The following is a 23,939-nucleotide window of genomic DNA, read 5'->3' as shown; positions in this document are numbered from 1 at the left end:
GGATCTCCTGTGTCACCGGTTCGATTACCGGTAACACAGGAGTAAAGACCCGTCCCCCAAAGTGTACAAGCCAGTCCCGGTGGACGACTGCGCGGGATGCTGCAGCCGCCTTGCCGGGAGAAGACTACTTAGGGGCGAGCTTCGACCTCAGCTTCAACGCGACGGTTGATGGCGCGGCCTTCGCTGGTGGCATTGTCGGCCACCGGACGGCTCTCGCCATAGCCGACCGAGCTTACGCGGTCGCCACCTACGCCGTACTGGTTGACCAGTACGTCGCGCACGGCATTGGCACGGCGCTCGGACAGGCCCTGGTTGTAAGCGTCGGTACCGACGGAGTCGGTGTGACCTTCAACCACGGTGCTGGTGGATGGGTATTGGCTCATGAAGTCAGCCAGCGCCTTGATGTCGCCTTGGCTTTCTTCCTTGACCACGGTCTTGTCGAAGTCGAACTTGACGTCCAGTTCGACGCGAACCGGCTCGGCAGGCTCCGGAGTAACAACTTCTTCGACGACAGTCTCTTCGACCACCGCCACCTGCTCCTCAGCGCCATGCACCCAGCAATAAGCTGCGGCTACACCAGCACCGACCAGTGCACCGTAACCGGCCCACTCGGAGTTTTCGATCGCACCCAGCGCTGCACCTGTTACACCGCCCACGGCCGCACAGGTCGGCCAATCGGTTTTCTGAATGCCTGCACAGCCGGTCAACAGACTGCTCGCCAGAATCAGGGGTACTGCTTTCCTTGTGATACTCATCTTCTTAGGTCTCCTGTTTAGGAAATCGGCATAACCGACAGCAAAGAAGTAAAGATCGCTTCCTTACTATCCGCCAGTTATAGGCACTTTCCATACCAATATCCATAGGATCGGTCCGCAGAGCGCGATAGTCTTGGCAAACCGTCAACGAATTTTGCGCACCATGAACCACGACCAATCTTCGCGTACCCCGCAGCAGGCGCTCGCCGCCCTGCTCGACCACCATGAGCCGCAGCGCCTGCTGCTGGTTGGCGCCAGCCAGTTGCCGGCGATCTCCGCATTCCAACAAGCCCACCCACAGGCCGTGGTCGCCCAGGCCCCGGCAGGCGCGCTACCCGCAGAGCTGGCTGCCCAGCGTTACGATCTTGCACTTGTGGTCGATTGCCTGGAGCACCTACCCAAGCGCACCGCACTGGAACTGCTGGGCGGCATCCGCAACCTCAACGCCAGTCGCATGGCCGTGCTGGTCGACCTGAACGCCTGCGGCTGGCAGGCGACCGAACTGTTCGCCCTGGCCCTGCAAGCCACTGAATCGTTCCAGCGTGATGGGCAGACGCTCACTTTGTTCACCTACGACCTGCGCGACTACAAACAGGTGCCGGACTGGCTCAATTCCAAGTTCTGGGCCAACCCGCAAAACTTCGGCAAATACTGGTGGTGACCCATGAGCCAAGCCTGCCCCTGCGGTAGCGGCAGTTCGCTGGAGACCTGCTGCGGCCACTACCACCAAGGCACGCCAGCGCCGAGCGCCGAGCACCTGATGCGTTCGCGCTACAGCGCCTACGTACTCGGCCTGGTCGATTACCTGATAGCTACCACCCTGCCCGCCCAACAGACGGCGCTGGACAGCGAGAGCATGCGGGCCTGGAGCCTGGGCAGCACCTGGCTGGGCCTGGAGGTGGAAAGTAGCGAGCTGGTCGGGGCGCAACCCGAGCATGCCTTCGTCACTTTCACCGCACGCTGGCACGACGGTAGCGGCGAACACAGCCATCGCGAGCGCTCATCCTTCGTCCAGCGCGACGGACGCTGGTACTTCCTCGACCCCACCACACCACTCAAGGCGGGTCGCAACGATCCCTGCCCCTGCGGTGGCGGGCAGAAATTCAAGAAGTGCTGTAGCGGCTATCTGAGCTGACCAAACTCTGCTTCATTTGTTGGCCAGAACCCGGCGGGGGCCGGGCCAACAAGGAGAAGTAGATGCACAAGCACAGTGGAATACGGGCCATGCTGGCCGCATTGCTGGTTGCCGGCGCCATCCAGGCCCATGCGGAAGCGCTGCAGGTCAGCCTGGGCAGCAGCGAACGGGCCACCCGGCTATTTGCCTACCCCAACAACTGCAGCGTCATCTGTTACCGCGACTGGACCCTCGAACAGACCGCCGAGCACTACCTCAAACAGAGCCTGCAGCGTGACGGCTACGCCGACGCCACGGTCGCGGTGAGCCGCGACGGCGACATGTTGTCGGCCAGCTTCACTGGCGTCCCGACCACCTACGGCGCGCCGCTGACCAACCTGCTCAATGCCGGCGACCTGGCCTTCGACGGCGCCAGCAAACTCAATGGCGATGGCAAGTGGCAGTTCAGCTGGTACTTCTTCCTGCCCCTTGGCATGGCCCTGGAAAACCGCAAGAGCGTCGAGCTGCTGCACTTCCCGCCGGACTACTCGCTGACCCAGGCCCAGGATTACCTCGAATCCAAGACCACCGACCGCTGGGCCTCACTGCTCACCGAGAACGGTGTGGCGACGGCGCAGACGCCTGCCTACCAGACCATCATCGACATCGCCCCGATCGCCGCACCGGCCAGCGCCGGTGGCGACCTGGAAGGGGTCTACGGCTACTTCACCGACTACCAGACCACCATGGTCGCCCAGCTCACTGCAGGCAGCGGCACCCCGCTGCCCATGGTCGCCTTCGGCGGACCGGTGCGCAGCTGGGTCAACAGCCAGTACAAGGTGAACATCGGCGTGCTAGGCCTGGACGAGATCAGCCCGGTGCCAGGCCAGAGTGTGCCGGTGCTCGGAGCCAACCACCCGAGCTACATCTGGTACGCGGCCGATCCGGAAAACTATGGCGGCGACCAGGCGAAAGCCGATGCCGCCGGGCTCAAGGTCATGGGTCAGGACATCAGCGCCGCCTGCTGGCAGGCCGGCATGGGCCAGAACCCCGCAACCGACCCGCAGCAGATGCTGGACAGCTGCACGCAGAAGTGGCAGGTGACGGACAAGGTGCAGACCTGCGAGCTGTTCTACACCTCGATCCGCAGCCTGACGCCGCCCCAGGCCCAGGCCAAGTGCAGCACCAGCGAGAGCTGACGCCAGATGAAACGAGGCCCGCAATCGCGGGCCTCGTTCTTATTCCTGCAGCTTGAGGTGCGAGGTGTCCGGCGGCGGTGCGGCCGGCGCCCCCTTGGCCTGCCCCATGTCACTGCCTACCGGCGCCAGGCTGAACTGCGAGAGATCGACCTGCGGCGCCTGCGCCTCGGCCTTGGCGTCCTGCAGATCGGCGCCGACCGGCGCGATGCCGAAGTCCGGTGCCTCCACGTCGCTGAAGGCGGCCATGTACTCATCACGCGGAATTACCCGCGCAGAGCCCGCGCTCGGCACTGGCGCCGCAACGGCAGCGGCAGCCACCGGGGCTGGGGCTGGAGCGACTGGAGCCGGCGCGGGCGGCGGCGCCAGTTCGACCTCCTCCACCTGCAGCGACTGGACGATGGCCACGGCACCAGCACGTTCCATGGTCGCGCGATATTTCTCGGCGCCGGCAGCATCCAGGCCGCTCTTGATCACGATGCGCCGCCCGGAAAACAGCAGGGCGATGCGCTGGGCATCCGCCTGGAACAACCGCGCCAGATTCTCCTTTACCTGCTCCAGCGGCGCACCCGGCACCACCTGCCCAGCAAAGGCGATCTCGTAGAGACTCATGGTCACACTCCTGTCCAATTCTGCCGCCAGTATGGCGCAGTTTTTTTCCGCGAACAGCTTGTGGTTGCCAAGCAGCCGCTTGTTACACTGGGGACGTCCAATGGAGTCACAGCATGCTTTCATGGGTACGAGCACGCACCATCTACTTGGCGGTCATCACCAGCCTCTGCGCGAGCCTGTGGGGATGCGCCGGCTGGTTCGGTGGTGACTTCCGGAACCCCGAGGTCCACCTGGTCAAGGTCGACGTGATCAAGGCCAAGCTGCTGGAACAGCAGTTCTCCCTGCGCTTTCGCATCGACAACCCCAACGACTCCGACCTGCCGGTACGTGGCCTGGTCTACGCCATCCACCTGAACGACATCAAGCTGGCCGAAGGCGAGTCCAGCGAATGGTTCAGCGTGCCTGCCCACGGCCGCACCGAGTTCGAGGTACCGGTGCGCACCAACCTGTGGCGCCATGTGAAGGGCATCGTCAAATCCCTCGAGGAGCCTGACCAGCCGATTCGTTATCGCCTGAACGGCGAGGTGAAGACCGGCCTGTTCTTCGGCCGCAACGTGCATATGCAGCGCAATGGCGAGATAATCCCCGGCGATTACATCCCGGAGTGAGTTTCATGACTCAGCAACCCCACGTACACGGCCCCGACTGCAACCACGACCACGATCACCACCACGATGACGACGGTCATGTGCACGGTCCGCACTGCAACCATCACCACCAGGAGCCGGTGCGCAACCCGCTGAAAGAAGTCGGCCGCAACGATCCTTGCCCCTGCGGCAGCCAGAAGAAGTTCAAGAAGTGCCACGGCGCCTGATCTGAACTACCCGCCGGCAGGGCTTCTCGCCCTGCCGCGCCCCTACTCCCCGACGCATTCGCCCTCTACAATCCGCACCCATCATCCGTCTCCCTGCGCCAGGAGCCAGCCATGGGTTCGCGCCTCGTTTCCCGCCCGCTGTTCATCGCCGCCGCTGCCACCTTGTGCAGCACCCTGTTCCTCAGCGGCTGCCAGTCCTTCCTCAATGGCCGCTATGCCGACAGCGTGCACCCGGACCAGGGCATCGTCCGCGTCCAGGGCCTGGCGCAGAGCGTGGTAGTCCGGCGCAACGCGCTGGGCATGCCGCTGATAGAGACCACCACCTTCCATGACGCCCTGTTCACCCTGGGCTACGTGCACGCCGCCGATCGCCTCAGCCAGATGGTCGGCATGCGCCTGCTGGCCGAGGGCCGCCTGGCCGAGATGAACGGCCCCGGCGTGCTGGAAATCGACCGTTTCATGCGCACGGTCAACCTGCGCGCCAGCGCCGAGGTGCTGTACAAGAACGCCTCGCCACGGATCAAGAAGTTCTTCGAGGTCTACTCCCGCGGCGTCAACGCCTATCTGTTCCGCTACAAAGACAAGCTGCCGATGGACCTGGCCGAGAGCGGCTACCGCCCGGCCTACTGGAAGCCGGAAGACTCGGTACTGCTGTTCTGCCTGCTCAACTTCGGCCTGTCGGTGAACCTGCAGGAAGAGATCGCCGCCCTCACCCTCACCGACAAGGTCGGCGCCGACAAGCTGGCCTGGCTGCTGCCGAGCTATCCGGACGAGCCATTGCCCTTCGAGGAAGCCGAGAAACTGCGCGGCCTGAGCCTGGCCGGCAAGATTCCGGGCCTGGCCGCGGTGAACGACGCCGCCGGCCAGGTGGCCGCGCTGAACATGCTCGGCGTTGCCGCTTCCAACAACTGGGCCATCGCCCCGCAGAACAGCCGCAGCGGCAAGAGTCTGCTGGCCAACGACACCCACCTACCGCTGTCGATGCCCTCGATCTGGAACTTCGTGCAGATCCGCTCGCCGAAATTCCAGGCCGCCGGCGTATCCATCGCCGGGGTACCGGCCGTGGTCGCCGGCTTCAACGGCAAGCTCGCCTGGGGCATGACCATGGTCATGGGCGACAACCAGGACCTGTTCCTGGAGAAGGTCAAGCGCGAGGGCGGCCGCCTCTACTACATGGCCGACGGCAAGTGGCAGCCGGCCCGCGAGCGCCAGGAGACCTTCTTCATCAAGGGCCAGCGGCCGATCCGCGAGACCATCTGGGAAACCCGCCACGGCCCGCTGCTCAACTCTGCCCTGGGCGAACGCAAGACGGCCATGCAGCCGCTGCAGTTCTCCAGCGGCTACGGCCTGGCGCTGCACAGCATCCAGAACGAGGCCGATCGCTCGATCGACGCCTTCTTCGATCTGTCCCGCGCCCAGTCGGTAGAGCAGGCCTTCGAGGCCACCCGCGAGGTGCGCGCCATGGCGCTGAACATCGTGTTCGCCGACGCCCAGCACATCGGCTGGCAGGTCACCGGCCGCTACCCCAACCGCAAGCAGGGCACCGGCCTGGTGCCGTCACCGGGCTGGGATGGCGCCTACGACTGGGACGGCTACGCCGATCCCATGCTGCACCCCTACGACCAGGACCCGATGCAGGGCTGGCTGGGCACCGCCAACCACCGCACGGTGCCGCGCGGCTATGGCATGCAGCTGTCCAACTCCTGGTTCTACCCGGAGCGTGCCGAGCGCATCGCGCAGCTGGCCGGCGGCAAGCGCCAGGACCAGAAGAGCATGATCGCCATGCAGTACGACCAGACCACGCCCTTCGCCGGCAAGCTACAGGCGATGCTGGATGCACCGAACATGGCCGCGCCACTGCAGAAGGCCATCGCCGCCCTGCCCGCCGCCGAGCGTGCCAAAGCCGAAGAAGCCTACAAGCGCCTGATGGCCTTCGACGGGCGCATGGCCGCCACCTCGGCGGACGCGGCGCTGTACAGCGCGTTCCTGCACGAGAGCGCACGGCAGACCTTCCTCGACGAGCTGGGCCCGGAAACCTCGCCGGCCTGGCAAGCCCTGGTGGACACCGCCAACAACAGCTACTCGGCACAAGCCGACCACCTGCTCGGTCGCGACGACAGCCCGTTCTGGGACAACGTGAAGACCGCGCAGAAGGAAGACAAGCCGGCGATCATGGCACGCAGCCTGGCCGGTGCCGTCAGCTACCTGGAAGGCAAGCTCGGCGCCAATCGCAGCGCCTGGCAATGGGGCAAGCTGCACCAGTACAACTGGACCAGCGAAGCCACCAAGATGGCGCCCTACCTGAGCGCCAGCCAGCGCAGCGGCATCGAGGCCATCAGCGGCTACCTGAACCGCGGCCCCTACCCGGCCGGCGGCGACCACGGCACCCTCAACGTGGCCGCCTACGAATGGGGCAAGGACTTCAATGTGTGGCTGATCCCGGCCATGCGCATCGTCGTCGACTTCGGCCTGGAAGAGCCGATGATCGGGGTCAACAGCTCCGGCCAGTCCGGCAACCCGGCCAGCCCGCACTACGCCGACGGCATCGACGCCTGGCTCAAGGGCGGCTACATGAGCTTCCCGTTCCAGAACCGCAACGTCGACAAGGTCTACGGTAGCAAGCGCCTGCTGCTGACCCCGGGCCGCTGAAGGGGCTCAAAGCTCGTAAGCGCCGAGGTCGCAGACAGCGCTGCCGTCACCGTCGCTATCCTTCGGCCGCTCGCCGTGGCGCTGGTCATGGCTGGCGCAGGAAGCCAGGGCGGCGTCCAGCGCCGGGCTGATGCTGCGCAGCTCGTAGTACAGCGTGTCCAGCCCGTCCCAGGGGCGGGTACTGCGCAGCTGCGGAATCAGCACCGAGGTGAACACTCGCTCGAGCGCCACCCGGACACTGCTCCGGGTACAGCCGCCGCCTCTTCCGGCCAGCAGCCCCAGGGCCCGGTAGCTCACGCCCTGATCATTGCAATCCGCCGCCAGCTGGTCGAGCAGGTTCCCGGCGACGATGCTGTTGCGCACCGTCAGGCTGCCCAGGTTGCTCAGCCCCAGCCCGTGATTGCCGGCGATGGTGACGTGGCTCAACAGCATCTTCGCCTGGGCCCCTGTCGGCATGTGGCCGAACAGGCCGTTGGCGACCACGCCGTTGGTGTCGGTGCCGTGGTTCTCGCTGATCGTGCTGTTGACCAGCTGCAGCACGCCGCTCTCATTGTTGACGATTGCCGCCCCACCACCGCCGCCACCGTACTGCCCGGCGAGGTTGTCGACGAAGGAAGAGCGGGCGATGTCGGCCAGGCCCTCGTTGTAGATGGCCCCTCCGTGGGCGTAGTCGACGTCGTTGTCAGTGACGCTGTTGTTGTTGAAGTGGGTGTCGCGCACCAGCAGCGTGCCGAGGTTGTAGATGGCCCCGCCACGACCCGTGAAGCCCTCGTCGCCGTTGGAGTTGTTGCCACTGAACAGACTGAAGCTGACGCTGAGATCGCCGAAGTTGGCGATGGCTCCGCCTTTGCCCTGAATGCCCGGCGTGGCGCGATTGTTGTAGAAACCGACGAAGGCGATGACCGCCTCGCCGTCGTTGCGGATGGCGCCGCCGTAGGTGTCGGCACGGCCTTCGATCAGGCTGAGGTGACGCAGATTGAGACGGGCGCCGGGCAGCACCTCGATCAGGCGGTCGGAGACACCCTGGATGAAGGTGGATGCGTAGTTGGAGTTGGCGCCGACTATGGTCAGCTCGCCATCGATGTCCAGGTCGCCGCGCACCCCGGCGTCCTCGTCCGGGTCGGATTCCTCGTCGGCGTTCCACACCGGGTCGGACAGGCTCAGCACATAGAAACCGGGGTGTAGCTCGATACGGTCGGGGCCGGGGTTGTTGTTGGCCTGGTAAATGGCCTCGCGCAGCGAACAGTCGCTGGTACAAGCCGGACGGAATAAATCCTGGGTATTGCTCACGATAAACGTGGCGGCCTCGGCCAACGGCGCAAAGGCGGTAGCAAGAACAAGAGAGGACAGGCGAGAGAGGCCGGGCATGACGATTCTCTAGAGGCGTTGAGATTTCCAGTCGGAGAATGCTCGGCTTCCGGCACCGTCATCCGGCTAACGGCCGATGAGCAGCTATCGCTAGACAGGCAAAACGGACCCCAGTTCGCAACCCTGCGTGACGGCTATCACACAACCTCGAAAGGCGCTGTTAGACGAGTTAAGAATCGCTTCACAAACCGCTCTAGGGCGGTGCTTTCCGTTCGTCGCCCTCGGCATTTCGCCAGCATCCATATACGCCGTTGCGCTACCCGTTTCGCTGTGACGGAAAAACCTTGTGGATCAAGGCAATAGAAATTCTGGAAATACCGCCAAATTACCGCCAATTTTTGGACGTCAATATAGCGACAAACGGTAATTATCAAAGTCCCGACTGCTCCGTATAAAGCGCTCCGTGCCCAGCCAATCCACCGGCCAGGCATGCAAGAGCTTCATTCCATGTGCATGTAACTGGCAGGGCGGCTAGGCAGTTTTTCAAGTCGGGATCGACCTGCGCTTCGAATGAGTTTTTCGATTTTTCTTCCGGAGCACGTTACGCACCATGATCGACCTGAACACCTGGAACCTGTCCATCCCCGTCGGCGAGCCGGCCACCACCATCACCACCCCCCTGCTCGTTTCTGGCTATCAGGACGACTACTTCAAGAACATCAATGGCACCCTGTTCTTCTGGGCTCCGGTCGACGGCACCACCACCAAGAGCGCCAAGTACCCGCGCAGCGAACTGCGCGAGACCTATGCCGATGGCAAGCTGCGCAACTGGAAGTACAAGGAAGCGGACAACTACCTGCGCGCGACGCTGAAGGTCACCCAGGTACCGTCCACCGGCAAAGTGGTGATCGGCCAGATCCACAACGTGGAAGGCGACGATCCGCCCATCAAGCTGCAGTACGAGTACAGCGCCGCGGCCAAGACCGGCAGCGTCACCGCGATCTACCGCCTGAAGCCGGGCATCGACACCAGCAAGGCCATCGTGCTGCGCAACGTGCCGCTGGGGCAGAGCTTCAGCTACACCATCCGCCTGACTCCGGGCGGCACCCTGGCGGTGTACGCCAAGCTGCCGAGCGCTGCGCAGGTGAAGTGGTCCGCCAAGCTGGACCCGAGCTGGGACGCTCAGACCATGTACTTCAAGGCAGGCAGCTATGTGCAGGACAACGTCGGCGACAACACCGAAGCCGGCAGCGCGCAGTTCACCAGCCTGAAGATCGAGCACCTCTAAGCAACCCAACCAGGTAGCCAGCCCCCTCTGGCTACCTGGACGAGTAACTGATCATTTTTTAATCGCGCGCAGTCATATCAGCCCGCCAAGAAAGGCTGAAACAATTTAAAAACAACCCTTTACGCTCGATTTGTAGCACTACACTTCAAATCGAGCGGCTAACCCCGCTTCCGGCGGGGTCTTTATTAGAACCAAGAACAGCTGCCAGGCATCTGACCCCGCCGGCACCTTTCACGAGGGCCTTATGGGAATTGCCGCCAGCGATCTCTGCCAACACGTGATCCGCCCTACCCTGCTTTATATAGGGCGCCATTCCCCAACCGCCGAAGCCCTGCTGCTGGGCGCCGCCGCCAGCCAGTCCGCACTGGGTAGCGCGCTGGACGACCAGCGCGGCCATGGCCTCTACCGCATCAGCGAGCAGCGCCACGAACAACTGTGGGACCAACACTTGGCCCGCGACCCGGACCTGGCCAGCCTGGTCCGCGGCCTGGCCAGCCAGCATGCCTTCCTCGCCGCGCCGCACCTCGAGTTGACCGTCAACCTGCGCTATGCCACGGCGATTGCCTGGCTGCTGGTCGAGGCGGAGCACGCGGCACTGCCGGCCGAGGATGACTTGCACGGCATGGCTCGCATCTGGCGGCGGGTTTTCCAGCCTCAGGGGCAGCTACGCGACTTCATTCAGGCCTGGCAGCAGTTCGTCGCCCAACAGCCTCGCGCCGCTTGAACCAATCGCGTTTTTACTGACCTATAAGTCAGTTCCATCGGCAAAATCATTTTCACAAATCATCACGAAATTCCCGTCGCAGAGCGGTTGGCAAGGCGTAGCAAAACGCGTAGCTTGCCGCCCCTCGTTTTGCATTCCGTGAGCTTACTAATGAAAAAACTCTGGTTGAAGACCTCTCTCGCACTCGCCGTCGGTGCGGTTTCCACTCACAGCCTGGGCAACGGAATTGCCATTAACGAGCAAAGCGTCAGCGGCATGGGCACCTCCTTCGCCGGCCGTTCTTCCTCGGTCAACGACGCCAGCGTCCTGTACGGCAACCCGGCTGGTCTGAGCAAGCTCAAGCGCGCGGAGATGGTCGGCGGTTTCGGCCTGATCAAGGCCAACGTCGATATCGACCACGCCAGTGACCAGACCGCCAAGGGCGACATGGTGCCGATGACTCCGGTTCCGTTCGCCTACTACGCCAGCCCGATCGACGAGAAATTCAGCTGGGGCCTGGGCATGTACGTCCCCTTCGCCCTGATCAACGACTCCGAGAAGAGCTTCGGCGGTCGCTACAAGGGCCTGTACAGCAAGGTGGAAGTGGTCACCGTACAGCCGACCCTGAGCTACCAGGTCAATGATCGCGTGTCCGTCGGCTTCGGCCCGACCATCAACAAGATCAAGGGCAAGCTGACCAACAAGCTGGACAACACCGCCGTGGGCGGCGCCGGCGAGACCAAGGTCGGCATCAAGGGTGACGACGTAGGCTACGGCTTCAACGCTGGCGTGCTGGTCGACGTGACCGACCAGCTGGCCTGGGGCCTGACCTACCACTCCAAGGTCGACTACACCCTGGAAGGCCGTACCCGCGTCAGCGGCGGCAACGGCCTGACCGCGCTGTTCAACGGCCAGTACGACGCCACCCTGGACTTCACCACCCCGGAAAGCGTCGACACGTCGCTCACCTACCAGTTCGACGACAAATGGACCTTCCACGCTGGCGCCACCTGGACCCGCTGGAGCCGCCTGCAGGAAATCGTGGTCGAGAACAACGGCACCCCGCTGGGCCTGCTCGACGAAGTCAGCGAAGAGCTGAAGTGGCACGACACCTGGTCCTATGCCATTGGCGCCACCTACCAGTTGAACCCGCAGTGGGTGCTGCGTACCGGCCTGGCCCTCGATCCGTCCCCGGCCGAAAACGCCCACCGTACCGTGCGTATCCCGGTCGGCAACCGCAAAGTGTTCTCCTTGGGTGCTGGCTGGTCGCCGAACCCCGACCTGACCATCGACGTGGCTTACTCGTACCTGCGCGAGAATCCCGCCAAGGTCGACCAGCCCGCCACCGAACTGGGCGGCGTGGAAATCGCTCCGGGCTTCAGCGCCGAGTACAAGAACAGCGCCCACGGCCTGGGCCTGCAAGCCACCTACCGCTTCTAAGCGCAGTAGGCAGCAACGAAAAAGCCGGGCATCTGCCCGGCTTTTTCATGCCCGTCGATTCACTGCTGGGCGATGGCCTTGTCGATCGCCTCGATCAGGTCCTCGTCGTCCGGCTTGGTCAGGCTGGAGAAACTGGCGATCACCTTGCCATCGCGCCCCACCACGTACTTGTAGAAGTTCCAGCGCGGCGCACTGCTCTGCTCGGCCAGCTCACGGAACAGCGGCACCGCATCGTCACCACTGACCGCCTGCGGCTCGCTCATGGCGAAGGTCACGCCATAGTCGATGAAGCAGATCTTGGCCGTTCCCTCGGAGCTATCGGCTTCCTGGCGAAAATCATCGGACGGCACGCCGAGCACTTCCAGCCCCTGCCCCTTGTAGCGCTGATAGAGCGCCTCGAGGCCCTTGAACTGCGGAGTGAAGCCGCAATGGCTGGCGGTATTGATCACCAGCAGCGGCTTGCCGGCGAAGCGCTGGCACAGGTCGATACGCTCCTTCGAGCGCAACTGCTGCAATTCGCCCTGGTCCTTGAGCAGCGGCGGACAGTCAGCCGCCCACAACGGCGAGGACAGCAGGCAAAGCAGGGACAGCGAGGCGATTCGCGGCAACATGACGACGGACTCCTATTCGGTCATGCCGTCCACGCTACGCGCCCACGGCCGCTGCGGCAATCTTCAGCACAGGCTCATGTTCAACTGCAGCAGGGCCAGGCCGGCGCGGCTCCAGCCCCACCAGGCCAGCGCCAGCAGGCCGGCGACCAGTAGCGCCAGAAGACCCAGGCCGGCCCTGCGACTCATGCCGGCTCCGCACCGCGCAGGCGCGCGACTGGCTCTTCACGCACCGGCCAGTTGAGCGCCGCCGCCATCAGGCCGAAGAGGATCGACAGCTGCCAGACCACCTCATAGCTACCGGTATGGTCGTACAGGTAGCCACCCAGCCAGCCGCCGAGGAAGGAGCCCAGCTGGTGGAACAGGAACACGATGCCGCCGAGCATGGACAGGTTGCGTACCCCGAACAGGGTAGCCACGGTGCCATTGGTCAGCGGCACGGTGGACAGCCAGAGGAAGCCCATGGCCATGCCGAAGGCATAGGCGCTCCATTCGGAGAGCGGCAGGTAGACGAAGGCGACGATCACCAGCGTGCGCGCCAGATACAGGCCGGTGAGCAGTTTGGGCTTGGACAGCCGCCCGCCCAGCCAGCCGGCAACATAGGTGCCGAACACGTTGAACAGGCCCACCAGCGCCAGCACGGTGGTGCCCACCGATGCAGGCAGATGCTGGTCGACCAGATACGACGGCAGGTGCACGCCGATGAACACCACCTGGAAGCCGCAGACGAAGAAGCCCAGCGCCAGCAGCCAGAAACCGGAATGCGAGCAGGCCTCGCGCAGCGCCTCGCCCAGGCTCTGCTCGCCGCCCGCCGGGGCCGGCAGCGGCGTGTCGCGCACCATCAGCGCCAGCGGTGCGATCAGCGCCACCAGCATGGCCAGCGCGAGCAGCGCCGAGGACCAGCCGAGCCAGCCGATCAGGCCCAGGCTGCCGGGCAGCATGGCGAACTGGCCGAAGGAGCCGGCGGCAGCGGCGATGCCCATGCCGATGCTGCGCTTCTCCGGCGGCAACGCGCGACCAACCACGCCGAGCATCACCGAGAACGAGGTGCCGGACAGGCCGATACCGATCAACAGACCAGCGCTCAGCGATAGCGACAGCGCCGAGTCGGACACCGCCATCAGGCCCAGACCGGCGGCATAGAGCAGCCCGCCGCCGATGATCACCCGCCGCGCGCCGAAGCGGTCGGCGATGGCGCCGGTGATCGGCTGGGCCAGGCCCCAGATCAGGTTCTGCAGGGCGATGGCGAAGGCGAACACCTCGCGCCCCCAGCCGAACTCGCTGCTCATCGGCCCGAGGAACAGGCCGAAGCCATGCCGGATGCCGAGGGACAGGGCGAGGATCAGCGAAGCCCCTACCAATAGCCAGGCCGCCGTGCGCCACGGATTGCTCATGTCGTTGTCTCCACGGGCAGCGGCCCGTCAGTCGATGGTTTCCAGATCGTCCAGCAGCAACATCAGCGCCGCTCGCTTGTCCGCGCCCAGGCGCAGCGCCACTTCCTGCTGCGCCCGTTCCCAGAGTGCTGCGCCCCGCTCCAGCACCTGCCGGCCGGCTTCGCTCAGCAGCACCTCGCGGCTGCGCTGGTCGGCACCGCCGCCCAGCTGCACCAGGCCCATGCCCTCCACCACCCGCAGGTTGCGGCCGAGCGTGCTGCGGTCCAGGCCCATGGCCTCGGCCAGCATGGAAATGCTCGGGCTTTGCAGACGCTGCAGGTTACGCAGCAAGGAAAACTGGGCGGCATTGAGCCCGACATCGGCCAGGGCTTCGTCGTAGATGCGGGTCACGCAGCGGCTGGCACGGCGCAACTTGGTACACAGGCATTGGGTCGGCAACATGGATACAGGTATATACCCGTACTCGCCGAACAGGCAGTTACAGTTGCGCGATAAGGCAGCGGAACAGATGAATCAGAGGAACAAGGCGAGGCTCAGCAGCACCGCGCATTCGGCCACTTCCAGCAGGGCGCCGGCGGTGTCGCCGGTGGTGCCGCCCAGGCGCGGGACGAAGGCACGGCGCAGCAGGCAGAACACCAGCGCGGCGGCGAGCAGCGCCAACAGCCCGCTCCAGCCGAGCAGCAGCATGGCCAGGCCATGCACCGCCAGCACCAGCGGCAGACGCTCGCGTGGCAGATGCTCGGCCAGTGCCGCGCCCAGGCCGCCGGCTCGCACATAGGCGGTGGTCAGGAACAGCAGCGGCAGCAGCGCACGACCGAGCCAGGGCGCCAGCAGCAGCCCGGCCCAGGCGCCGCGCTCGAGCAACACGACCAGAGCGGCGAATTTGAGCAGCAGCACCAACAGCAGCACGACCACCGCGATGGGGCCGCTGCGCGGGTCCTTCATGATCGCCAGCGTACGCTCGCGATCACCGTAGCCGCCCACCCAGGCATCGGCCGTGTCGGCCAGGCCATCCAGATGCAGGCCACCACTAAGCCCCACCCAGACCGCCAGCAGAATGGCCGCCTGCAGCAGCGCCGGTGTGCTGCCGAGCAGCCCGTGCAGCCCCAGCAACAGGCCGCCGAGCAGCAACCCCACCAGTGGATACCAGAGCAGCGAGCGGCCGATCTGCTGCGCCTCCGGCATGCCGGGCAGACGTACCGGCAAGCGCGTGAGGAACTGCAGGGCGATCAGCAGCGGCTGCGGCAGCATCAGGCTTCGCTCAGCTGCAGACCGGCCTCGACCTGCAGGCCATGCAGCGCGCCATAGCCGACATCCACCTGCAGCAGCTGGTTCTCCGGCAGGTTGCGCGCGCGAGCCAGCAGCAGGCGCATCACGCCGCCATGGGTCACCAGCAGCAAGCGCTGGCCATCCAGCTCGGCCTGCAGGCGCTCGACGGCGCCCAGCACGCGCTTGGCGAAGTCCTTGACCGGCTCAGCTTCCGGCGGGGTGAAGCGGTAGGGATCGTTCCAGAACTTGCCGAGGGCCTCCGGGTCCTCCAGCAACACCTCGGCCGAGTTGCGGCCCTCCCAGGCGCCGAAGTGCAGCTCACGCAGATCGGCCTCGATGCGCAGCGGCAAGCCGTTGGCTTCGGCGAACTGACGAGCGAAGGACTCGCAACGCTGCAGCGGCGAGCTGATCACCAGGTCCCAGCCACTCTTGCCGGCCAGGGCCTGCTGCATCTGCTGGCGGCCCTGCTCGGTCAGCGCGTCGTCGCTGCTGCCACGAAAGCCGGGGCCGGCGTCGGTCACGCCGTGGCGCAACATATCCAGGGATAGGGTCATTGTTTGTCCTCAACCAGAGCTTCAGAAAAGGTAGCCATGCCGCCGTGCAACACACAGGCAAGCTTGATCAGGGGCAGCGCCAGCGCAGCACCGCTGCCCTCGCCCAGGCGTAGGCCGAGGTCGAGCAGCGGTGCGGCATCGAGCTCGGCCAGCAACGCGGCGTGGCCCGGCTCGGCGCCGGCATGGGCGAACAGCAGCCAGGGCTGCACGCCAGGGTTCAGGCGCACGGCGCACAGGGCCGCCGCGCTGCAGATGAAGCCGTCGACCACGGCCGGAATGCTGGCCTGGGCACAGGCCAGATAAGCACCGGCGAGGGCCGCCAGCTCGAAGCCACCGACCCGGCGCAGCGCCTCAAAGGGATCGGCAAGCGCTGCGCCATGCAGGGCCAGGGCGCGCTCGATCACCGCCTGCTTGTGGCTGACGCCGGCGCCATCCAGGCCGGTGCCGGGGCCGGTCAATTGGCCCGGTGTGAGATCGCTCAGGGCGCAGGCCAGGGCCGTGGCGGCGCTGGTATTGCCGATGCCCATCTCGCCGGCCAGCAGCAGGTCGCAGCCCGCGGCTAGCGCTTCCTGCGCCGCATCACGGCCGGCCTGCAGCGCGGCGGCGCACTGCTCGGCCGTCATCGCCGGCTCGACGGCGAAGTTGGCGGTGCCGGCGCCGAGGCGCAGGTGGCGTACGCCTGGCAGTTCGAGGGCGAGATCGATGGTGCCCAGGTCGACCAGGCGCAACGGCACGCCCTGCTCGCGGGCCAGCACGCTGACGGCGGCGCCGCCGGCGACGAAGTTGCCGAGCATCTGCGCGGTCACCGCCTGCGGGTAGGCCGAAACACCCTCGGCGACCACGCCATGGTCACCGGCGAACAGCACTAGTTGCGGACTGCGAATGTCCGGCTTCTCGCGCCCCTGCAGTGCGGCCAGGCGCACGGCCAGCGCCTCCAGCGCACCGAGGGCGCCGGTCGGTTTGGTCAGTTGCGCCTGGCGCGCCAGGGCAGCGGCTTCGGCGGCGGCATCGGGTTGGCGGCAGGCCTGCTGCCACCAGAATGAAGAAGTCATAGCGGCGCTCCTTTGAGCAGCATGGGCAGGCCGGCAACGCAGAACTGCACGCGCTCGGCGCGCTCGGCCAAGGCCTGGTGCAGCCAGCCGGCCTCGTCGACGTAGCGTCGGGTCAGCTCGCCGAGCGGCACCACGCCCAGGCCGGTCTCGTTGCTGACCAGGATGATGCGCCCGGGCAGCTCGCCCAGCGCCTCGAGGAAGGCATCGCGCTGCATGGCCAGGCGGGTCTCGTCTTCCAGCATCAGCAGGTTGGTCAGCCACAGGGTCAGGCAGTCGACCAGCAGGCAGCGCTCGGGGGCGGCATTGTCGCGCAGGGCGCGGGCCAGTTCGAGGGGCTCCTCAACCAGGCCCCACTCGGCCGGGCGTGTGCTGCGATGGTGGGCGATGCGCTTGGCCATCTCGCCGTCCCAGGCCTGCCCGGTGGCGATATAGGTGACCTCCAGGCCGCTGTCCGCCGCCAGCTTCTCGGCCAGGCGGCTCTTGCCGGAGCGGGCGCCCCCCAGGATCAGTTCGAGCATGGTTTGCCTCTTACAGGCCGCACAGCTCGCGGAGCAGGCGGGTATCCAGATGCGCCTCGACCAGATCGGCCAGGCGCTCGATGTCACGTTCGCGGCGCGCATGGTAATCCACCTGGCGTGCCTCGCGCAGGCCGGCCCAGCGCAGCAGCGCGGCGCAGGCGGCCGGCTGCTCGAACAGGCCGTGCAGGTAGGTGGCCATGACCTGGCCGTCGGCACTGATGGCGCCGTCGGCGCGGCCGTCGTCCAGGCGCACGGCGGGCGTGTTCAGCGCCGGGCCGGAGCTGACCCCGGCGTGTATCTCGTAGCCGCTGACGTCTAGTTCGCCCAGAGTCAGGCGGCCGCGCACATTGCGCAGCTGCTTCTCCGGCTCCAGCACGGTGGCGTAGTCAAGCAGGCCAAGCCCTGCGCTGCTGCCGGCCGGGCCCTCCAGCCCATGCGGATCGTCGATGCGCGTGCCGAGCATCTGCAGGCCGCCGCAGATGCCGAGGACCTTGCCGCCGTAGCGCAGGTGACGCGCGATGGCCGCGTCCCAGCCATGCTCGCGCAGGCGCGCCAGGTCGGCGCGTACGCTCTTCGAGCCAGGCAGGATGATCAGGTCGGCCGGCGGAATCGCCTGGCCGGGGCCGATGAACTGCAGATCCACCTGCGGGTGCAGGCGCAGCGGGTCGAAGTCGGTGTGGTTGCTGATACGCGGCAGCACCGGCACGGCGACGCGCAGCACCTCGCGCTCCTTGTCCGGCTGCAGCACCTGCACCGCGTCCTCGGCCTCCAGGTGGAAGTCCATCAGGTAGGGCAGCACGCCGAGCACCGGCTTGCCGGTGCGCTGTTCCAGCCAATCCAGCCCAGGCTGCAGCAGGGCGATATCGCCACGGAAGCGGTTGATCACGAAGCCCTTGACCCGCGCCTGCTCGCTGGGCGAGAGCAGCTCCAGGGTACCGACCAGGTGGGCGAACACGCCGCCCTTGTCGATATCGGCGATCAGCAGCACCGGGCAATCCACCGCCTCGGCGAAGCCCATGTTGGCGATGTCGCCGGCGCGCAGGTTGATCTCGGCCGGCGAGCCGGCGCCCTCCACCATCACCACCGGGTATTGCGCGGCAAGGCGGGCATGGGACTCGAGCACCGCCTCGCGAGCGACGCGCTTGTAGTCGTGGTAGGCCACGGCGTTCATGTTGCCGATGGCGCGGCCCTGGATGATCACCTGGGCGCCGGTGTCGGAGTTGGGCTTGAGCAGCACCGGGTTCATGTCGGTGTGCGGCGCGAGGCCAGCGGCCTGGGCCTGCACCGCCTGGGCGCGACCGATCTCGCCGCCGTCATCGGTGACGGCGGAGTTGAGCGCCATATTCTGCGGCTTGAACGGCACGACGCTGACGCCCTGGCGTTGCAGCCAGCGGCACAGGGCGGTCACCAGAGTGCTCTTGCCGGCGTCCGAGGTGGTGCCCTGGATCATCAGGGTGGCCGAGGCAGTCATCGCGGCATCTCCTGCAGTGCCTGCTCCAGGCGCTGCCAGCCAGCCTCGTCGCCGGGCAGGCCAATACGCAGGCAGCGGGTCTCGGCGAACAGGCGCAGGAGAATGCCGCGCCGGGCGAAGTAGCCATGCAGCCCTACCGCCTGCTGATGAGGCGCCAGCTGGAACAACGCCGTGCCGCCGGCTGGCGCCAGGCCATAGGCACTGAGCAATAGGGCCAGGCGCAAGCCATCGGCGCGCAGGCGCTCGCGCTGCTGACGTTGACCATCGACATCGTTCAACAGCGCCTTGGCCACCACCCGCGCCGGACCGCTGACCGTCCACGGGCCGAGCAACTCGTTCAGGCGCTCGAGAATCTCGGGCTCGGCCAGCACGAAGCCCAGGCGGATGCCGGCCATGCCGAAGAACTTGCCGAACGAGCGCAGCACCACCAGCCGTGGCAGGCCGCTGTCGGCGCCCAGGCTGTGCTCCGGCGTGCAGTCCATGAAGGCCTCGTCGACCACCAGCCAGCCATCGCGCGTCGCCAGCCGCGCATGCCAATCGAGCAGGCGCTCGCGCTCGATCAGCCGCCCCGTGGGATTGTTCGGGTTGACCACCAACAGCACGTCGAGGCGATCCAGGCTGCGCTCGACCGCCCCTTCGCTCAGCTCGATCACCTGATGACCCTCACGGCGCCAGGCCTCGGCATGCTCGGCATAGGCCGGCGAGACGATGCCGACGCGCCGGCCCTGCCGGCGCAGGCGCGGCAACGCCTGGATCGCCGCCTGCGAGCCGGCGACCGGCAGCAAGGCCGGCACTCCATAATAGTCGCGGGCGGCGGCCTCCAGGCCGTCGTCGAGTTCGGGCAGGCGCAGCCAGGCGCTGTCCGGCACCGGCGGCAGCGGCCAGCCATAGGGGGCGATGCCGGTGGACAGGTCGAGCCAGTCAGTCAGGGGAATGCCGTAGCGCTGCGCCGCTTCGCGCAACCGACCGCCGTGATCAAGCAAGGTACAAGCCTCCTGCCAGCAGCAGAAGCAGCCACAGGGCCACGCCGCCATACACCAGATTGATGGCCCGCTCGATATCGCGCGCCCGGGCAGGAGCGCCCTCGCCCAGCTGCGGGCGCTGCTCCTCGACACCGTGGTAGACGGCCGCGCCACCCAGGCTGACGCCCAGCGCGCCGGCGCCGGCAGCCATTACCGGGCCGGCATTGGGGCTATCCCACAGTGGCGCCTGGCGGCGCCAGCAGCGCAGGGCCATGCCGGTCCTGCCGAGCAGCGCATAGGTCAGCGCCACCAGGCGTGCGGGGAGGTAATTGAGCACGTCATCGATGCGCGCCGCAGCCCAGCCGAAGCGCTCGAAGCGCTCGTTGCGATAGCCCCACATGGCGTCCAGGGTGTTGCTCAGTCGATACAGCACCACGCCCGGCGCACCGAGCAGGCAGAACCAGAACAGCGCGGCGAACACCGCGTCGGAGCCGTTCTCCAACACCGACTCGGTGCCGGCACGGGCCACGCCGGTGGCGTCCAGCTCGGCGGTGCGCCGGCTGACCAGGTAGCCGACGCGCTGGCGCGCGGCGGGCAGATCGCCCAGGCGCAGCGCCTGGGCCACCGGTAGCGCATGCTCACCAAGGCTCTTCAGGCCGATGGCGAAATACAGGGCGAGGACCTCGACCAGCCAGCCCAGGCCGGACAGGCTCAGCAGCCAGACCAGCAGCACCGGCGGCAGCACCGCCAGGCACCAGCCCGTCACGCCATGGCTGCGCCAGCCACGGCCACCGGCGTTGAGGCGTTGCTCGATGCGTCCCGCCAGGTCGCCGAAGCCCACCAGCGGGTGCCAGCGCCGCGGCTCGCCGAGCCAGGCGTCCAGGCCGACCCCGGCCAGGGCAGTCAGCGCCATACTCAAGATCGCTGTCCCCAGTGGTCGGCGAAGACCAGCTCGTCCAGCGGCCGCTCGCGGGCCCAGCCTTCCTGCACCAGCATGGGCTGCTCGTAGAACTCGCCGACCGGCCCCAGGCACAGCACCGCCACCGGCTGGCTGCCGGCCGGCATGCCGAGCAGCCGGGCCAGTTCGAGCGGATCGAACAGCGACACCCAGCCCAGGCCCAGGCCCTCGGCGCGAGCCGCCAGCCAGAGGTTCTGGATCGCGCAGCTGAGCGAGGCCAGGTCCATCTGCGGCAGCGTGCGACGGCCGAACACATGAGCCTCGCGGCCCTCCATCAGCGCCGCCACCAGCAACTCGGCGCAGTCGCCGATGCCCTCGACCTTGAGCCGCATGAATTCGTCGCTACGTTCGCCGAGGGTCTCGGCGGTCTTCACCCGCTCGACCTCGACCAGCGCCTGGATGCCTGCGCGCAGCTCCGGCCGAGTGATGCGAATGAAGCGCCAGGGCTGCATCAGGCCGACGCTGGGCGCCTGGTGGGCCGCCTGCAGCAGGCGCGCGAGCAGCTCCGGCGCCACCTCGCCACCGACGAAGTGGCGCATGTCGCGGCGCTCGGCGATGGCGCGGTACACCGCGGCGCGCTCCTCGGGGCTGAAGGCGTGGTCACTCATGGCAGCAGTAGCTCGGCCGCCGCCCTGGGGTTGGACGGCAGATAGAAGTGGATATAGGAAGCGGTCAGGCGCCCGCTGCGGAATACCGCCTCGGCCACCGGCTTGCCATTCGGGCAAGCGCCACGGGCCAGCGGCGCCTGGGCGCAGTCCAGCACGGAATGGTGGTAAGTATGCCCGCGTAGAGCGCCTTCCGGCAGTTCCACCTGTTGCAGGGCCAGGGCCGCCAGGCGTGGCTGCATGCGCGCGGTGCCCGGCAGCAGGCCGAGCAGCTCGGCGCCCTCGCCCTGCTTGTCGGTCAGCGCCTCGAGCAGGTAGAGCATGCCGCCGCATTCGGCGAGCAGCGGCTTGCCGGCGGCATGATGCGCGCGGATCGCCTGCAGCATCGCGCGGTTGCCGGCCAGGGCCTGCAGGTGCAGTTCGGGATAGCCGCCGGGCAGATACAAGCTGTGCACGTCCGGCAGAGCCTGGTCGGCCAGTGGCGAGAAGAACACCAGCTCGGCACCCAGCGCGCGCAGCAGATCGAGATTGGCCTGGTAGAGGAAGGCGAAGCTGGTGTCGCGGGCCACGCCAATGCGCACGCCGGCCAGCAGCGGCTCGAGGGCCTGCACCTGCGGTTCGGCAAAGCTCAGCGGCTCGGGCAGCAGCTCGCCGGCGCTGGCCAGCAGGGCATCGGCGGCGGCGTCCAGACGGGCATCCAGATCGGCCAGCTCCTCGGCCTGGATCAGTCCCAGGTGACGACGAGGCAACTCCAGCGCGGCAGAGCGCGGCAGGCCGCCGAACCAGCGGATGTCGGGCGGCAGGCTGTCACGCAGGATGCCGTTGTGGCGCTCACTGCCGGTGCGGTTGGCCAGCACCCCGGCGAACGGCAGGTCGGGCTGGAAGTGCGCCAGGCCATAGGCCAGGGCGCCGAAGGTCTGCGCCATGGCGCCGGCTTCGATCACCCCCAGCACCGGCACGCCGAAGCGCCGCGCCAGGTCGGCGGCCGAGGGCGCGCCGTCGAACAGGCCCATGACCCCCTCGATCAGGATCAGGTCAGCCTCGCCGGCCGCTTGCCAGAGCAGGCGCCGACACTCTTCCTCACCGACCATCCACAGGTCCAGCTGGTACACCGGAGCGCCGCTGGCGCGGGCGAGGATCATCGGGTCGAGAAAGTCCGGGCCACACTTGAACACCCGCACGCGCCTGCCGGCACGGCTGTGCAGGCGCGCCAGGGCGGCGGTGACAGTGGTCTTGCCCTGCCCCGAGGCGGGAGCGGCGATCAGCAGGGCCGGGCATTGGCGTGCAGTCAAAACTCCACTCCCTTCTGAGCTTTAACCCCGGCCTTGAAGGCGTGCTTGATCAGGCTCATCTCGGTCACCGTATCGGCTGCCTCGATCAGCCCCGGCTGTGCGCCACGGCCGGTCACCACCACATGCTGCAGCAGCGGGCGTGCCTCGATATCGGCGAGTACGTCGTCCAGCTGCAGATAGCCGTGCTTGAGGGCGATGTTCAGCTCGTCCAGCACCACCAGGCCGATGTTCTCGTCGGCCAGCAGGCGGCGCGCCACCTGCCAGGCCTCGCCGGCCATGGCGATGTCGCGCTGGCGATCCTGGGTCTCCCAGGTGAAGCCCTCGCCCATCACGAACCACTGCACCTCGTCGGGGAAACGGCGGAAGAAGGCTTCCTCGCCAGTGCTGGCGGCGCCCTTGATGAACTGCACCACGCCGACCTTCATGCCGTGGCCCAGCGCACGAGCGACCATGCCGAAGGCCGAGCTGCTCTTGCCCTTGCCGTTGCCGGAATGCACCAGCAGCAGGCCGTACTCGTCCTGGGCCTGGGCAATCTTCTCGTCGATAAGCGCCTTCTTGCGCTGCATGCGGGCAAGGTGGCGGGCATCGCGCTCGGCCGATTCGCTCATCTCGGACTCCTGGGCGCATGGCGCCATGCGCACCCGCAGGGTCTCGGGCGCGAAATCATTGGGGCAGGAGGAGAAAGGCGGTGATCGACACGAATGCCGCAACCGCAGAGCCCGCCGCACTGCCGTGGATAGCGACAGGCCGGTCTCCGGGCTCGTGAGCCAGGCCTCGCGGCCTGCGGATCGCGCCTTCCCATGCCGAAGCACAGTGGCCTGAGCGACCCTTGTCTCACCTACCGTTGCGGGGGCAGCGCCGGAATCTGTACCGGCTTCCCTGTTTCACCCGCGGTCGCATCGCGCCGGGGCACCTGAAGCAGGCGCGCAGCTTAGAGCCCGGCCGGGGCCCGGTCAACGTGCACCGTCTGGCAGAAGGGTCGAACCCGCTGGCGAGGGCAGCCTCACAAGCAGGACAAGCCACCCCAGAGGAGAGCCCCATGGTTCGTCAACGCTACGCCTCCTGCATCCAGGCCTGCAGCGCCTGCGCCATCGCCTGCGAGACCTGCGCCGCCGCCTGCCTCAAGGAAATGGACGTACAGCACCTGGCCACCTGCATTTCCTGCGACATCGAATGCGCCGACCTGTGCCGCCTGGCCGAGCGCCTGATGGCCCGCGACAGCCCGCTGGCCGATGAAGTCTGCCGGCTCTGCGCGATTGCCTGTCAGGCCTGCGCCGAGGCCTGCAGCAAGCATCAGCACGATCACTGCCAGCAGTGCGCCCAGGCCTGCCAGCGCTGCGTGGTGGAGTGCGAAGCCCTGGCGGCCGGCGCCTGATG

Annotated in this window: 26 protein-coding genes, 1 pseudogene and 1 riboswitch; of the genes and pseudogenes, 10 read left to right on the top strand and 17 right to left on the bottom strand. The window is 66.8% G+C overall.

The window, feature by feature from the left end; genetic code table 11:
* Positions 1 to 128: 128 nt before the first annotated feature.
* Positions 129 to 491: pseudogene (locus PTT45_RS15970) on the bottom strand (OmpA family protein); the annotation flags it as partial.
* A gap of 427 nt (positions 492 to 918) precedes the next feature.
* Between PTT45_RS15970 and PTT45_RS15965 the strand changes: the two are divergent.
* From PTT45_RS15965 to PTT45_RS15955, 3 genes are all read left to right on the top strand, one after another.
* Positions 919 to 1,416, top strand: coding sequence for a DUF6231 family protein (locus PTT45_RS15965; protein ID WP_273814561.1), 498 nt, complete (start codon positions 919 to 921; stop codon positions 1,414 to 1,416).
* Between the two features lie 3 nt (positions 1,417 to 1,419).
* Positions 1,420 to 1,890, top strand: coding sequence for a YchJ family protein (locus PTT45_RS15960; RefSeq protein ID WP_273814559.1), 471 nt, complete (start codon positions 1,420 to 1,422; stop codon positions 1,888 to 1,890).
* Positions 1,891 to 1,952: 62 nt separating this feature from the next.
* Positions 1,953 to 3,068, top strand: coding sequence for a hypothetical protein (locus tag PTT45_RS15955; RefSeq protein WP_273814557.1), 1,116 nt, complete (start codon positions 1,953 to 1,955; stop codon positions 3,066 to 3,068).
* A 39-nt stretch (positions 3,069 to 3,107) separates the two neighbouring features.
* On the opposite strand, the gene PTT45_RS15950 is transcribed toward PTT45_RS15955, so the two are convergent.
* Positions 3,108 to 3,677 carry a hypothetical protein gene (locus PTT45_RS15950; RefSeq protein WP_273814555.1) on the bottom strand — a complete coding sequence of 190 codons (570 nt, stop codon included), beginning with the start codon at positions 3,675 to 3,677 and terminating at the stop codon, positions 3,108 to 3,110.
* 113 nt (positions 3,678 to 3,790) lie between these two features.
* Between PTT45_RS15950 and PTT45_RS15945 the strand changes: the two genes are divergently transcribed.
* The 3 genes from PTT45_RS15945 to PTT45_RS15935 all read left to right on the top strand — a co-directional run bounded on the left by PTT45_RS15945 (position 3,791) and on the right by PTT45_RS15935 (position 7,140).
* Positions 3,791 to 4,285 (top strand): LEA type 2 family protein, encoded by a 495-nt coding sequence (locus PTT45_RS15945; RefSeq protein WP_273814553.1) that lies wholly within the window; start codon positions 3,791 to 3,793, stop codon positions 4,283 to 4,285.
* 5 nt (positions 4,286 to 4,290) lie between these two features.
* Positions 4,291 to 4,491 (top strand): SEC-C metal-binding domain-containing protein, encoded by a 201-nt coding sequence (locus PTT45_RS15940; protein WP_081963338.1) that lies wholly within the window; start codon positions 4,291 to 4,293, stop codon positions 4,489 to 4,491.
* A 111-nt stretch (positions 4,492 to 4,602) separates the two neighbouring features.
* Positions 4,603 to 7,140, top strand: coding sequence for a penicillin acylase family protein (locus PTT45_RS15935; protein ID WP_273814551.1), 2,538 nt, complete (start codon positions 4,603 to 4,605; stop codon positions 7,138 to 7,140).
* 6 nt (positions 7,141 to 7,146) lie between these two features.
* On the opposite strand, the gene PTT45_RS15930 is transcribed toward PTT45_RS15935, so the two are convergent.
* A complete protein-coding gene (locus PTT45_RS15930) occupies positions 7,147 to 8,508 on the bottom strand; it encodes a choice-of-anchor Q domain-containing protein (protein WP_273814550.1) in 1,362 nt (453 codons plus the stop codon).
* A gap of 550 nt (positions 8,509 to 9,058) precedes the next feature.
* Here PTT45_RS15930 and PTT45_RS15925 point away from each other — a divergent pair.
* The 3 genes from PTT45_RS15925 to PTT45_RS15915 all read left to right on the top strand — a co-directional run bounded on the left by PTT45_RS15925 (position 9,059) and on the right by PTT45_RS15915 (position 11,879).
* Entirely contained in the window at positions 9,059 to 9,736 is a 678-nt protein-coding gene (locus PTT45_RS15925; RefSeq protein ID WP_273814549.1) for a polysaccharide lyase family 7 protein, read from the top strand.
* Between the two features lie 244 nt (positions 9,737 to 9,980).
* Complete coding sequence (locus tag PTT45_RS15920) at positions 9,981 to 10,460, top strand: hypothetical protein (protein WP_273814546.1); 480 nt, start codon at positions 9,981 to 9,983, stop codon at positions 10,458 to 10,460.
* Between the two features lie 150 nt (positions 10,461 to 10,610).
* Complete coding sequence (locus PTT45_RS15915; protein ID WP_273814545.1) at positions 10,611 to 11,879, top strand: outer membrane protein transport protein; 1,269 nt, start codon at positions 10,611 to 10,613, stop codon at positions 11,877 to 11,879.
* 59 nt (positions 11,880 to 11,938) lie between these two features.
* On the opposite strand, the gene PTT45_RS15910 is transcribed toward PTT45_RS15915, so the two are convergent.
* The 14 genes from PTT45_RS15910 to cobO all read right to left on the bottom strand — a co-directional run bounded on the left by PTT45_RS15910 (position 11,939) and on the right by cobO (position 23,170).
* Positions 11,939 to 12,490 carry a glutathione peroxidase gene (locus PTT45_RS15910; RefSeq protein ID WP_273814543.1) on the bottom strand — a complete coding sequence of 184 codons (552 nt, stop codon included), beginning with the start codon at positions 12,488 to 12,490 and terminating at the stop codon, positions 11,939 to 11,941.
* Positions 12,491 to 12,553: 63 nt separating this feature from the next.
* Positions 12,554 to 12,676 (bottom strand): hypothetical protein, encoded by a 123-nt coding sequence (locus PTT45_RS15905; protein WP_273814542.1) that lies wholly within the window; start codon positions 12,674 to 12,676, stop codon positions 12,554 to 12,556.
* Positions 12,673 to 13,881, bottom strand: coding sequence for an MFS transporter (locus PTT45_RS15900; protein ID WP_273814541.1), 1,209 nt, complete (start codon positions 13,879 to 13,881; stop codon positions 12,673 to 12,675). Before PTT45_RS15900 ends, PTT45_RS15905 begins: the two co-directional genes overlap by 4 nt.
* 27 nt (positions 13,882 to 13,908) lie before the next feature.
* A complete protein-coding gene (locus PTT45_RS15895; RefSeq protein ID WP_273814540.1) occupies positions 13,909 to 14,322 on the bottom strand; it encodes a MarR family winged helix-turn-helix transcriptional regulator in 414 nt (137 codons plus the stop codon).
* 72 nt (positions 14,323 to 14,394) lie between these two features.
* A complete protein-coding gene (locus tag PTT45_RS15890; RefSeq protein ID WP_273814539.1) occupies positions 14,395 to 15,132 on the bottom strand; it encodes an adenosylcobinamide-GDP ribazoletransferase in 738 nt (245 codons plus the stop codon).
* Positions 15,132 to 15,704, bottom strand: coding sequence for an alpha-ribazole phosphatase family protein (cobC, locus tag PTT45_RS15885; protein ID WP_273814537.1), 573 nt, complete (start codon positions 15,702 to 15,704; stop codon positions 15,132 to 15,134). The genes PTT45_RS15890 and cobC overlap by 1 nt, the downstream gene beginning before the upstream one ends.
* Positions 15,701 to 16,756: a nicotinate-nucleotide--dimethylbenzimidazole phosphoribosyltransferase gene (cobT, locus tag PTT45_RS15880; RefSeq protein ID WP_273814535.1), complete on the bottom strand. Its 1,056-nt coding sequence runs from the start codon at positions 16,754 to 16,756 to the stop codon at positions 15,701 to 15,703. Before cobT ends, cobC begins: the two co-directional genes overlap by 4 nt.
* The gene (cobU, locus tag PTT45_RS15875; protein ID WP_273814533.1) at positions 16,753 to 17,274 is read right to left on the bottom strand and encodes a bifunctional adenosylcobinamide kinase/adenosylcobinamide-phosphate guanylyltransferase; all 522 of its coding nucleotides are present in this window, start codon (positions 17,272 to 17,274) and stop codon (positions 16,753 to 16,755) included. The genes cobT and cobU overlap by 4 nt, the downstream gene beginning before the upstream one ends.
* Positions 17,275 to 17,284: 10 nt before the next feature.
* Positions 17,285 to 18,745: a cobyric acid synthase gene (locus tag PTT45_RS15870; RefSeq protein ID WP_273814531.1), complete on the bottom strand. Its 1,461-nt coding sequence runs from the start codon at positions 18,743 to 18,745 to the stop codon at positions 17,285 to 17,287.
* On the bottom strand, positions 18,742 to 19,728 hold the full coding sequence (gene cobD, locus PTT45_RS15865) for a threonine-phosphate decarboxylase CobD (protein ID WP_273814529.1): 987 nt from the start codon (positions 19,726 to 19,728) through the stop codon (positions 18,742 to 18,744). Before cobD ends, PTT45_RS15870 begins: the two co-directional genes overlap by 4 nt.
* Complete coding sequence (gene cbiB / locus PTT45_RS15860) at positions 19,721 to 20,626, bottom strand: adenosylcobinamide-phosphate synthase CbiB (protein WP_273814527.1); 906 nt, start codon at positions 20,624 to 20,626, stop codon at positions 19,721 to 19,723. Before cbiB ends, cobD begins: the two co-directional genes overlap by 8 nt.
* Complete coding sequence (gene bluB / locus PTT45_RS15855; RefSeq protein ID WP_273814526.1) at positions 20,623 to 21,273, bottom strand: 5,6-dimethylbenzimidazole synthase; 651 nt, start codon at positions 21,271 to 21,273, stop codon at positions 20,623 to 20,625. The genes cbiB and bluB overlap by 4 nt, the downstream gene beginning before the upstream one ends.
* Positions 21,270 to 22,562: a cobyrinate a,c-diamide synthase gene (locus tag PTT45_RS15850; RefSeq protein ID WP_273814524.1), complete on the bottom strand. Its 1,293-nt coding sequence runs from the start codon at positions 22,560 to 22,562 to the stop codon at positions 21,270 to 21,272. Before PTT45_RS15850 ends, bluB begins: the two co-directional genes overlap by 4 nt.
* Positions 22,559 to 23,170 carry a cob(I)yrinic acid a,c-diamide adenosyltransferase gene (cobO, locus tag PTT45_RS15845; protein WP_273814523.1) on the bottom strand — a complete coding sequence of 204 codons (612 nt, stop codon included), beginning with the start codon at positions 23,168 to 23,170 and terminating at the stop codon, positions 22,559 to 22,561. The genes PTT45_RS15850 and cobO overlap by 4 nt, the downstream gene beginning before the upstream one ends.
* Positions 23,171 to 23,290: 120 nt before the next feature.
* Positions 23,291 to 23,494: riboswitch (cobalamin riboswitch) on the bottom strand.
* Between the two features lie 107 nt (positions 23,495 to 23,601).
* Between cobO and PTT45_RS15840 the strand changes: the two genes are divergently transcribed.
* Positions 23,602 to 23,937: a four-helix bundle copper-binding protein gene (locus PTT45_RS15840; protein WP_273814521.1), complete on the top strand. Its 336-nt coding sequence runs from the start codon at positions 23,602 to 23,604 to the stop codon at positions 23,935 to 23,937.
* Positions 23,938 to 23,939: the final 2 nt, after the last annotated feature.

This window comes from Pseudomonas sp. Gutcm_11s, assembly GCF_028649395.1.
GTDB lineage: Bacteria > Pseudomonadota > Gammaproteobacteria > Pseudomonadales > Pseudomonadaceae > Aquipseudomonas.
The sequence above is the reverse complement of the archived record's forward strand: the minus strand, read 5'-3'. Positions and strand labels throughout refer to the sequence as shown.

Coding starts and splice junctions, on each gene's coding strand:
- PTT45_RS15965 (WP_273814561.1), top strand. CDS start 919: ATGAACCACGACCAATCTTCGCGTACCCCGCAGCAGGCGCTCGCCGCC.
- PTT45_RS15945 (WP_273814553.1), top strand. CDS start 3,791: ATGCTTTCATGGGTACGAGCACGCACCATCTACTTGGCGGTCATCACC.
- cobU (WP_273814533.1), bottom strand. CDS start 17,274: ATGCTCGAACTGATCCTGGGGGGCGCCCGCTCCGGCAAGAGCCGCCTG.
- cobO (WP_273814523.1), bottom strand. CDS start 23,170: ATGAGCGAATCGGCCGAGCGCGATGCCCGCCACCTTGCCCGCATGCAG.
- PTT45_RS15935 (WP_273814551.1), top strand. CDS start 4,603: ATGGGTTCGCGCCTCGTTTCCCGCCCGCTGTTCATCGCCGCCGCTGCC.
- cobC (WP_273814537.1), bottom strand. CDS start 15,704: ATGACCCTATCCCTGGATATGTTGCGCCACGGCGTGACCGACGCCGGC.
- cobT (WP_273814535.1), bottom strand. CDS start 16,756: ATGACTTCTTCATTCTGGTGGCAGCAGGCCTGCCGCCAACCCGATGCC.
- PTT45_RS15910 (WP_273814543.1), bottom strand. CDS start 12,490: ATGTTGCCGCGAATCGCCTCGCTGTCCCTGCTTTGCCTGCTGTCCTCG.
- PTT45_RS15915 (WP_273814545.1), top strand. CDS start 10,611: ATGAAAAAACTCTGGTTGAAGACCTCTCTCGCACTCGCCGTCGGTGCG.
- PTT45_RS15900 (WP_273814541.1), bottom strand. CDS start 13,881: ATGAGCAATCCGTGGCGCACGGCGGCCTGGCTATTGGTAGGGGCTTCG.
- PTT45_RS15950 (WP_273814555.1), bottom strand. CDS start 3,677: ATGAGTCTCTACGAGATCGCCTTTGCTGGGCAGGTGGTGCCGGGTGCG.
- PTT45_RS15920 (WP_273814546.1), top strand. CDS start 9,981: ATGGGAATTGCCGCCAGCGATCTCTGCCAACACGTGATCCGCCCTACC.
- PTT45_RS15960 (WP_273814559.1), top strand. CDS start 1,420: ATGAGCCAAGCCTGCCCCTGCGGTAGCGGCAGTTCGCTGGAGACCTGC.
- PTT45_RS15955 (WP_273814557.1), top strand. CDS start 1,953: ATGCACAAGCACAGTGGAATACGGGCCATGCTGGCCGCATTGCTGGTT.
- PTT45_RS15890 (WP_273814539.1), bottom strand. CDS start 15,132: ATGCTGCCGCAGCCGCTGCTGATCGCCCTGCAGTTCCTCACGCGCTTG.
- PTT45_RS15895 (WP_273814540.1), bottom strand. CDS start 14,322: ATGTTGCCGACCCAATGCCTGTGTACCAAGTTGCGCCGTGCCAGCCGC.
- PTT45_RS15870 (WP_273814531.1), bottom strand. CDS start 18,745: ATGACTGCCTCGGCCACCCTGATGATCCAGGGCACCACCTCGGACGCC.
- PTT45_RS15930 (WP_273814550.1), bottom strand. CDS start 8,508: ATGCCCGGCCTCTCTCGCCTGTCCTCTCTTGTTCTTGCTACCGCCTTT.
- PTT45_RS15840 (WP_273814521.1), top strand. CDS start 23,602: ATGGTTCGTCAACGCTACGCCTCCTGCATCCAGGCCTGCAGCGCCTGC.
- PTT45_RS15940 (WP_081963338.1), top strand. CDS start 4,291: ATGACTCAGCAACCCCACGTACACGGCCCCGACTGCAACCACGACCAC.
- PTT45_RS15925 (WP_273814549.1), top strand. CDS start 9,059: ATGATCGACCTGAACACCTGGAACCTGTCCATCCCCGTCGGCGAGCCG.
- bluB (WP_273814526.1), bottom strand. CDS start 21,273: ATGAGTGACCACGCCTTCAGCCCCGAGGAGCGCGCCGCGGTGTACCGC.
- PTT45_RS15905 (WP_273814542.1), bottom strand. CDS start 12,676: ATGAGTCGCAGGGCCGGCCTGGGTCTTCTGGCGCTACTGGTCGCCGGC.